Genomic DNA, 5,658 nt, shown 5'->3' on the forward strand with positions numbered 1-5,658 from the left:
CCCAGCTTGGGGTGCTTTACACCGCGCAGGGGCGAGCGGCGGATGCGGTCCCGTGCACCGTGGCGAGCCTGGCCATCCGCCTCGAGATCGGCACATCCGACGCACGCATCGACCTTCACTGGCTGGGCCGACAGCGGGAGATGCTCGGCGACGATGCTTTTCAGGCGATCCTCGCCAAGCACCTGTCTGCCGACGATGTCGCCGCCCTGCTTGACCTGACCCAGGCCACAACCGCCGGGCGGGACGATCCGCAGCCTGCCAAGCCCGGCAGCCCACCGACCGAATGAACTTTAGAGAAGGCTAAGAATCCGTAATGAAATAACTTGTTCATCTTGAGCCTTCTGCAGGCCCGTGACCTGCGAAGACGCTCCAGAGGATGCATTTGTTATTTCATTACGAATCCTAATTCTCTAAAGTAGGCTTCGTGGTGTGGCATTAGAGAACAGGGACGAGGAAGCACGGAGAGGACCGGAGCGGCGCGCGGTCGCCGTCCCCGAGCCGTACGCCGCGGTGCTCGCCGGCTATACCGCCGCGCTCGCCCAGGCGCCGGTCGCCGCCCAGACTCGGCGCACTTACGCGTCCAAGGTTCGCCAGTACCTTGATGGCTCGCTGACACCGCCGTCGACGGTGACCCGCTGAGCGAGCAGGCAGCCCGGGACTGGGCGGTCCGGGACTACCGCGGCTACCTGCAGAACGTGACCAAGCGGGCCCCACGCACGGTGAACAACGCCCTGGCCGCCGTCGACGACTTCTACACCCGGACCGGGCTCGGCCCCGCCACCGCCGCCCGCGCCGCTCTCCCCAGGACCACGCCCCGCGCACTGACCCGGCGGGCGGCGGTGAAGTTCCTGCGGGAGGTCGAACGCTGGCCGTCTCCGCGCGACGCCGCTCTTGCACTTGTGCCGTTCTACGCCGGTGCGCGCATCGCCGAGACCGTCGGCCTCGACGTCGACGACGTCGCCCTGTCCGCCCGCAAAGGAACCCTGCGCATCCACGGCAAGGGCGACCACGTCCGCAGCGTCCCCATCCACCCGCCACTGCGGGCCGCACTGACCGGCTGGCTCGACGAACGCGGCGACTGGCCCGGCTCCGATCTGCTCTCGCTGCACCCGACCACGGCCGCCCGCTGGACCACCCAGGCCGGCGGCACCTGGCACCGCTACGCCGCCGACCTCGCCCGAGACCGCAATCACCAACCCTGACGAATAGCCCCCAGCCGATCTTCCCCGATAGCGCTACTCAACACCCCCGGTACATTGCCGCCTACCGGTTCGAAGGAGTCCGGGCACAACCGGGCCGAACTCGAACGCCGGCTCGGTCACGCCAACGACCGCTACCTCCTGCTCTACACCAACCCGCCGGAAGACGTCGCCGCCGGCTGGGTCGAAAAGCTGTAAGAGAGCATCTCGTCCAGATAGGCGAAGTTTGTCGTGTCCCCTACACGGCAATTATCGGGATTCAGGAACGGCGAGGTGGGGCATCGACTCACCTGCGCCGTCGTCTGCACCGCCTGAGGCGGCTCTGACGCGGGACGGGTTCGACTCTGCCCCGCCTCACCACCGCCAGAAATCGGACTGAACCATCGCAAAAATGAACGAGATGCTCGCTTAGAGGGGGTTTGATCTCGATCTGCGGACCTATCATCAGTTTTGTTCTCCAGCCCGTCGAGCCGGTTTTACGCAGGTTCGAGAAGAATCATGGGCTTCATGCCAGGCGCGACCGGATGCGAACTGCCGTTTTTGCCCCATCAAATCCTTTTGATCTAGAAGCAGGATGTTATGCGCGCCACGCCGACGACGGATCACGGTCCACGTCGCAATAATCGCCGTTGTGGACCCCGCATACCAGGCGAATCAACCTAAATCCAGTGAGGAATATGAACTGATAAAGCGGATATATCGAGATCAAACCCCCTCTAAGAGCAGTAACTGAACGGTCAGTGGCGTTAGCCGTAAAGGTCGGCAATTCTGCGTAACAGGATGTTGGTCTGTTGCTCCATTAGACCGGCTCGTTCGTTACTCAGGCTGTCGAAGTCGCCGTGCGCGGCCGAGTTGCGCAGGCCCGCGCACTGCTCAAGATCCTTAACGTCTTGCACGGTGATCAGGCCTGCCTTGCGAAGAAGGCCGGTGAGGATGTTCAACGAGGGTCGCTCCGGCAGCGTCAGGTTGCGGGCCTGCACGACCGCCCGCAAGGCGATCTCGAGTGCCGCGCCGCACAGGACGATGGCGGCGGCGGGATGCGCGCCTCGATCTTCCAGCAGTCGCCGTACCTGGCTCATCACGTCTGTGCTGACGATGCCGACTTCCGCCCAGGCCCGAGACCCGGCGATTTCTACGACGCCGGCGTCGACTTGGTCGGCCCACGCCCGGAGCAGGTCACCCACGGCGCGTGCTCCTGACTCGGCGGACTGGTTGTCGCCCTTGCTCTGGTAGGTGGCGATCGCCCGCTGTGTCCAGAAGCTGTCTTCTCCGGCGTACTGGCGTAAGAACTCCAGCGCCGCGACCGCTCGTGCCGCGATCTTCGACGCCATCGATTTCTCGGGTGCCTGCCAGTAGCCGCCGTAGCCACCATGATCGTTCGGATGCCAGGTCATGTCTTTCTCGAGCTCTTCGGCCTGGTGCCGGGCATAGGCCAAGACATCCTGCGCTTGCCGCATCCGGGCAACTCCCTTTGAGCGTCGGTGTCGGGGTGCAGCACCCTCGATACCGACCAGCGGCACTCCAGGTCAACACGCGTAACGATCGACCCGCATCGGAACGCTGGATGGCGGCAACTCCGACCACATCGGCTCGCTAACGCCACTGACCGTTCAGTTGCCAGTCTCAAGCCCCCTGTAGAAGCGCCGAGCTGCCCGCAGCCGGCAGCGTCAGGAACCAGCGAAGATCTACCGCCACTTACCGGCGAAGATCACACTGGAGCCGTCAAAAACTCCTTCAGAAACCGGCACCATCAAGAACCGTCGCCGGACCGTCTGCTGAGATGATCGTGACCGTGACCGCAGCCATCGAGCCCACCGAGCTCCTCGCCGCCGAGCCGGCGGTGCTCACCCACATCCGCATCGGCTACGCCCGGGTGTCGACCGGTGGGCAGAAGCTCGAGCGCCAGATCGACGCGCTCGCCGCCGCCGACTGCCGACTGCCGACTGCCGACTGCCGGCGGATCTTCGCCGAGAAGCAATCCGGCCGCGACACCGACCGTCCCGAGCTCGCCGCCTGCCTGGACTTCACACAGCCCGGAGACACGCTCGTCGTGCCCGCGCTCGACCGGCTCTCCCGCTCCCTGCAAGACCTGATCTCCACCGTGGGCGACCTGCGCCGCCGCGGCGTCGGGTCCACCTCGCTGCACGAGAACCTCGACACCACCGCCCCCGGCGGCCGGCTCGTCTTCCACGTCTTCGCCGCGCTGGCCGAGTTCATCCGCGAGTTCATCGTCGCCGGCACCCGCGAGGGCCTGGCCGCCGCGCGCGCCCGCAGCCGCGTCGGCGGACGACTCACCGTCGTATCCCCGAGATCATCCGCGCCGCCCGCGACATGCTCCCGAACCCCGAGGCCAGCGTCACCTCGATCGCGAAACTGCTCGGCGTCAGCCCCGGCACCCTCTACAACCACATCCCCGACCTACGCGAGCTGCGCGCCGCCGGCCGGACGCGACACGAACTCGCCGCCGCTCCACCACAGACAAGCTAGATCATCTCCGTTTGCCCCTAGTGACACGTTCCTTACCGGCACCCCGCACCGGGGGACGTGCCGGGCTGCGCGTCCCTGCATGCGCCACCCGTGGTGGTACGGGCGCCTGGCCGGGGATGTGGGTGGCCAACATTTGGGCGGCGACCGCAGCGGCTTCGGCCTGAATATGGCGCTGCTGGGCGGCGCGGAGGAGGGCCAAGGCCTCGGCCAGTCGCAGCAACGCCTCCACAAGCCGGGCGAAATCGGTTGCCTCGCCAGGGCCGGCACGGCCGAGCGCGAGCAGAATCCGCGCCCCTGCCCGGACGGTTTCCGCGGCCGGAGTGGTGTGCGGGGTGGCCGCCCACCGGGCCCGGGCCGCCCGGGCAATGCGCTCACTGGCCGTGTGCATCGGCCCATCGTCTGGTCCATGTAGGACGTGGGCGACGGCGGCGGCCAAGTCCCCGACGGCGTGCGCCACCGCTTCCTGATCCTGTTCCCTGGCGGGGTCACCGGCGACGTCGGCGGCCAGGTGCTCGGCGGCACTGACGGCAGCCGCGGTCGCTGTGGTAACCGCCTGGCGGCGGGCAGCAGGGTCGCGCAACCGCTGCCGGTCAGCAGAATCGGTTGTACCGGCCTGACAGGTCGGGACCTGCCAGCGTCGTCGTAGCTGCGGCAGGCTCAGGTCCGCGGCCAGCCGTCCGCCGCTGTACCAAACCGATACTCCCTGACGGTCCCGGTCACCGGGCAGGGCCACCGCATAGCCGGTGATCTCATCGGGATGCTGGATGCTGTGCCGGCGGCGGACCAGCAGCCCGGCCTGATCCAACCGGGCGAAGAACGCGCTCTCATCGTCGGCGCCGGCGACCGCGGTCCGGACCGTCCGCAGCAGCCGCACCCGGGATGCCTCCTGCTGCCCGTTCCGAGCAGCCTTCTCCTGCTCGGGGCGGGACGCGGCCACGGGCGCGGTGTTATCCCGACTGGCGGTCACCCGCAGCCCGTAACGCCGTTCGATCTGCTGGCAGGCAGTCCGCAGCCGGGTGAAGTCGTTGTGGACCGAGGGGCGCCGGCCGTCCATCCGGGCCAGGGTCACCACCAGATGAACGTGATCGTCAGCATGGCGGACCGCCACCCACCGACAACCCGATGCATCGCCCGACCCGCTGGTGAACCCCATCCGGGTGACCACCTGTTCGGCAATCTGAGCCCACTCGGCGTCGCTCAGCCGCCGGTCTTCCGGCGCGCAGCGCAGCGAAGCGTGCCAGACCGGCCGGTCCACCGGCCGGCGCATCATCGTCACCGGCTGATTCAGCAGATCCGCCAGAACACCGAGATCCTCGGATCCAGCCACACCGACCAGAGCGGGATCAGTCCAAGCGGCGACCAGATGCGGATCCACATGCTCGTTGGCCTCCCCCGGGCCGAACAGGTACCGCAACAGCCCGAGAACCCGCTTACCCCGACTGATCTTCCCGATCATGATTGGATACGGCGGCCGATCTGCGTGGCGAGCATGTCAATCTGACGCACCACCCGGCTCGTCAGCTCCACCGCCGCCAACAACGCCGGCGGGGCCACCCCGGCAGTGTGGTACAGCGCGACCGCCTGATTGACGTTGCCGCCGACCCGGCGCACCAGCTCCGCCAGCCGCACCAGTTCCCGCATCTCCTCCCGTTCCACCGACCCCATCGGCAGCCGGGTGTTCCGAGCCACCGCGAGTCCAGCTTCGGCCAGGAACCCAGCCGGAGTCAGATCCGCCGCCCGCGCGGCCTCGACGATCTCGGCGTACTCGTCGTCATCAAACCGCAGATTGCATCGGTTGTGGCGAGCCGGACGCTGATGCTGCCGATGCCCAACCGGCCCCTGCCCACCCACACTGCACCCCGCTTCTGAGGTCGAGCGCGCCCGCTCAACCCCGCCGTCCGGCCGAATATGTCAGCTCTGATCCAAGCGGACACGGCCATCGAGACGCACATTTGGTTACCAAATGTATATC

7 protein-coding genes and 1 pseudogene are annotated in these 5,658 nt (G+C 67.2%); 5 read left to right on the forward strand and 3 right to left on the reverse strand.

Going from position 1 to position 5,658, the window contains the following annotated elements:
* The 4 genes from MJ797_RS25600 to MJ797_RS25615 form a co-directional block, all read left to right on the forward strand.
* The coding region (locus MJ797_RS25600; RefSeq protein ID WP_239342136.1) for a hypothetical protein at positions 1–287 on the forward strand (287 nt) is incomplete at its 5' end.
* Positions 288–429: 142 nt separating this feature from the next.
* Entirely contained in the window at positions 430–639 is a 210-nt protein-coding gene (locus MJ797_RS25605) for a hypothetical protein (RefSeq protein WP_239342139.1), read from the forward strand.
* A gap of 56 nt (positions 640–695) precedes the next feature.
* Positions 696–1,202 (forward strand): tyrosine recombinase XerC, encoded by a 507-nt coding sequence (gene xerC, locus MJ797_RS25610; protein WP_239342142.1) that lies wholly within the window; start codon positions 696–698, stop codon positions 1,200–1,202.
* 54 nt (positions 1,203–1,256) lie between these two features.
* Complete coding sequence (locus tag MJ797_RS25615) at positions 1,257–1,397, forward strand: hypothetical protein (RefSeq protein ID WP_239342144.1); 141 nt, start codon at positions 1,257–1,259, stop codon at positions 1,395–1,397.
* 548 nt (positions 1,398–1,945) lie between these two features.
* Here the strand turns inward: MJ797_RS25615 and MJ797_RS25620 are convergent.
* Positions 1,946–2,656, reverse strand: a complete 711-nt coding sequence (locus MJ797_RS25620) for a hypothetical protein (protein ID WP_239342146.1) — start codon at positions 2,654–2,656, stop codon at positions 1,946–1,948.
* Positions 2,657–2,979: 323 nt separating this feature from the next.
* Here MJ797_RS25620 and MJ797_RS27690 point away from each other — a divergent pair.
* Positions 2,980–3,686, forward strand: a pseudogene (locus tag MJ797_RS27690) (recombinase family protein).
* 1 nt (position 3,687) lies between these two features.
* Here the strand turns inward: MJ797_RS27690 and MJ797_RS25635 are convergent.
* Together MJ797_RS25635 and MJ797_RS25640 are read right to left on the reverse strand one after the other, a co-directional pair.
* Positions 3,688–5,142, reverse strand: a complete 1,455-nt coding sequence (locus MJ797_RS25635; protein WP_239342152.1) for a relaxase/mobilization nuclease domain-containing protein — start codon at positions 5,140–5,142, stop codon at positions 3,688–3,690.
* The gene (locus tag MJ797_RS25640; protein WP_239342148.1) at positions 5,139–5,537 is read right to left on the reverse strand and encodes a hypothetical protein; all 399 of its coding nucleotides are present in this window, start codon (positions 5,535–5,537) and stop codon (positions 5,139–5,141) included. Before MJ797_RS25640 ends, MJ797_RS25635 begins: the two co-directional genes overlap by 4 nt.
* Between the last annotated feature and the right edge of the window lie 121 nt (positions 5,538–5,658).

Origin of the sequence: Protofrankia sp. CiP3, from assembly GCF_917627345.1 — a bacterium.
Classification (GTDB): Bacteria; Actinomycetota; Actinomycetes; order Frankiales; family Frankiaceae; genus Protofrankia.

Coding starts and splice junctions, on each gene's coding strand:
- MJ797_RS25620 (WP_239342146.1), bottom strand. CDS start 2,656: ATGCGGCAAGCGCAGGATGTCTTGGCCTATGCCCGGCACCAGGCCGAA.
- MJ797_RS25635 (WP_239342152.1), bottom strand. CDS start 5,142: ATGATCGGGAAGATCAGTCGGGGTAAGCGGGTTCTCGGGCTGTTGCGG.